Source organism: Anaeromyxobacter sp. PSR-1, from assembly GCF_000964525.1.
Taxonomy (GTDB): Bacteria; Myxococcota; Myxococcia; order Myxococcales; family Anaeromyxobacteraceae; genus Anaeromyxobacter.
The window spans coordinates 1-2,420 of record NZ_BAZG01000315.1 but is presented as its reverse complement, the minus strand read 5'-3'; the positions used below and the strand labels follow the sequence as shown (position 1 = coordinate 2,420).

At 73.5% G+C, this 2,420-nt stretch carries 1 protein-coding gene and 1 pseudogene; both read left to right on the top strand.

Annotated features, from left to right (window positions below; translation table 11 throughout):
- Window positions 1–327: pseudogene (locus tag PSR1_RS22870) on the top strand (hypothetical protein); the annotation flags it as partial.
- A 72-nt stretch (window positions 328–399) separates the two neighbouring features.
- Entirely contained in the window at window positions 400–2,196 is a 1,797-nt protein-coding gene (locus PSR1_RS22865; RefSeq protein ID WP_059439597.1) for an arginine--tRNA ligase, read from the top strand.
- Window positions 2,197–2,420: the final 224 nt, after the last annotated feature.

The window sequence follows — 2,420 nt, the reverse complement described above, 5'->3', positions numbered from 1 at the left end:
GCCCGCGCCGACGCGCACCCGGACGACCCTGCGCTGCACCTGCTGCGCGGGCGCGCGCTGCACCGCTGCGGCCGGAACCCGGAGGCGGTGGCGGCGCTCCGGCTGGCGCTGGAGCGCGACCGGGTGGGCGAGGTGTCGCTGGCGATGCGCGAGCTGCTGCACCAGGCCGGCGCGCCGGGCCCGGACGACCTCGCCGTGCGCCACGACCTGCTGGTCGCGGCGCTGCTCCGCCGCGGCAAGGCCCCGCGCTGCGAGCGCTGCGGCTCCGACGCCCCGTCGCGCGCCTGGCGGTGCCGCCGCTGCGGCGCGTTCGACGCCTATCCCTGAGGACGCCCGCGCCCGGCGCGGGCCCCGGCGCTTGCTTCCCGCGCGCGCCCCCCGGTAGAGAGACCCCTTCCTATGGTCCGTGATCGCGTCATCGAACTCTTCCGCAAGGCGCTCGCCCAGGGCGCCGACGACGGGCGCTGGCCGGCGGCGAGCGCCGGCTTCTCGGTGGAGGCGCCGCGCGACCCGAAGCACGGCGACTTCGCGGTGAACGCCGCCATGGTGCTGGCCAGGCAGGCGGGCAGGCCGCCGCGCGAGCTGGCGCAGGCCATCGTGGAGGCGGTGCGCACGGCCGACACGGCCGGCGACCTGGCCGGCCTGGAGATCGCCGGCCCCGGGTTCATCAACGTGCGGCTCTCCCCGGACCTGTGGCTGCGCACGCTCGCGCGCGCGGTCGCCGAGGGCCCGGCCTACGGCCGGACCGCGGTGGGGCAGGGGAAGAAGGTCATCGTCGAGTACGTCTCGGCCAACCCGACCGGCCCCATGCACGTCGGCCACGGGCGCAACGCGGTGGTGGGCGACGGCGTCCAGGGCCTGCTGCGCTGGGCCGGCTTCGACGTGTCCCGCGAGTACTACGTCAACGACTACGGCGCGCAGGTCCAGACGCTGGCGCGCTCGGTCCACCTCCGCTACCAGGAGCTGCACGGGCGGACGGTGACCATGCCGCCCAAGAGCTATCCGGGCGAGTACGTGAAGGACATCGCCGCCGGGCTGAAGGCCGAGTACGGCGCGAAGTTCCTGGACGCGCCCGAGGCCGAGTGGCTGACGCTGTTCCGCGACCACGCGGTCCAGCACGTGCTCGGGATGATCCGCGAGGACCTCGCCGCGGTGAACATCTCGTTCGACCGCTGGTCGTCGGAGAAGGCGCTCTACGAGTCGGGCACGGTGGACCGGTTCCTCCGGTTCCTGGAGGAGAAGGACCTCGTCTACGTCGGCAAGCTGCCGCCGCCGAAGTCGAAGAAGGGGCAGCCGCCGCCGCAGCCGCAGCCGGACGAGGAGGGCGTGACCGCCGCCGAGGACCTCACGCTGTTCCGCTCGTCGGCGTACGGCGACGAGGTGGACCGGCCGGTGAAGAAGGCGGACGGGACGCCCACCTACTTCTGCGCGGACATCGCCTACCACTGGGACAAGCGGCAGCGCGCCGACGCGCTGGTGGACGTGCTCGGCGCCGACCACGGCGGCTACGTGCCGCGGCTCGAGGCGGCGATGGAGGCGCTGGGCGCCTCGCGCAAGGACCTGCACGTCGTGCTGATCCAGATGGTCAGCCTCATGCGCGGCGGCGAGTCGGTGAAGATGTCGAAGCGCGCCGGCACGCTGGTCTCGCTGCGCGAGGTGGTGGACGAGGTGGGGCGCGACGCGACCCGCTTCATCTTCCTCACCCGGCGCTCCGACGCCCCGCTCGACTTCGACGTCGAGCTCGCCAAGAAGCAGACGCTCGACAACCCGGTCTTCTACGTCCAGTACGGGCACGCGCGCCTGGCGGCCATCTTCCAGAAGGCGCGCGAGGCCGGGCACGCGATCCCGGAGTTCGACCTCGAGGCCGCGCGGACGCTCGGCTCGCCGGAGGAGCAGGACCTGATCCGGCGGATCGCCGCGTTCCCGGACATGCTCGCCGCCGCGGCGCTCGCCTACGAGCCGCACCGGGTGGCGTTCTACCTCCAGGAGACCATCGCCGCGTTCCACTCCTGGTACACGCAGGGGAAGAAGAGCGGCGAGAAGGTCGTCGGGCCCGACCCGGTCAAGACCGCGGCGCGCCTGTTCCTGTGCCGCGCCCTGAAGCAGGTGCTCGCGAACGGGCTGGCCGTGCTGGGCGTCTCCGCGCCGGATCGGATGGAGAGTCCGGAAACTCGCGATATCGCGGACGACGTCTAGAATCCTGGCTGCCGCGGTTCGCGCGCCCGGTCCTCGCGGCGCGCGCCCGTCGCCGCGGCGGGGTGACGTCCATGCGCGAAGAGAACGCCCGGAGCCGTGAGAAGTTCGAGCTGTCCCTGGACGGCCGCCAGATCGCGTCGATCGTGGTCGGCGCGCTGGTGATCCTGGGCGTCATCTTCGTCCTGGGGCTGAACGTGGGCCGGCAGATGGCCGCCCGCCAGGCG

Bases quoted from the DNA above. Each gene is read 5' to 3' on its own strand.
- PSR1_RS22865 (WP_059439597.1), top strand. From the start codon at position 400: ATGGTCCGTGATCGCGTCATCGAACTCTTCCGCAAGGCGCTCGCCCAG.